Source organism: Parendozoicomonas verongulae (assembly GCF_009711465.1).
GTDB classification, from domain to species: domain Bacteria; phylum Pseudomonadota; class Gammaproteobacteria; order Pseudomonadales; family Endozoicomonadaceae; genus Sansalvadorimonas; species Sansalvadorimonas verongulae.
The window spans coordinates 1-513 of the sequence record NZ_SMME01000551.1; the positions used below are offsets into that span (position 1 = coordinate 1).

General features: G+C 42.9%; 1 protein-coding gene. It reads right to left on the reverse strand.

Annotation, left to right across the window (positions count from 1 at the left end; translation table 11 throughout):
• The coding region (locus tag E1189_RS24730) for a hypothetical protein (RefSeq protein ID WP_230459957.1) at positions 1-513 on the reverse strand (513 nt) is incomplete at both ends.

A 513-nucleotide genomic window follows, 5' to 3' on the forward strand; every position in this document is an offset into this window, starting at 1 on the left:
TGCTGTGGCCCTTAATATATCGTTTTCCCAATCAGGACTATCCAATTTAATAAAGGTTGTCTTCATGGATGGCAGCATAGCATTCCAAAATGTTGCAAAAAGTGTGGATTCATCGGCCGAGGTTAGCTCGGTAGGAACAGTGATAACCAAATAATTCTGTTTTAAAGAAGCTCTATTCAGGTCTTGCAAGTGCTTGGCTAACGGGCGGTAATGCCTTCTATAGGTACTCGGAAGTCCGGTCAGCCCCAATGGTATTGATATCTCCTTACTGTCATATGGAAACGTGACATACAGAATTTGATCAGCTTTTTTTAACCACTCACTTTCTAACTCCCGAAATTTTTCCCAGAAGTGTGTATTCCAGGTTTTAGCAGGTTCTATTTCTACAACATGAAGGTTGTCTCGGATTTTGTATGCCTGAAGTTGTACAGATTTAAGCTCGGGTGAACTTCGCAGTGGAAGTGGCTCGTAAAGGGAGGCATAGTTTGGCCGGACAGCAGTGTAAACCGGAGA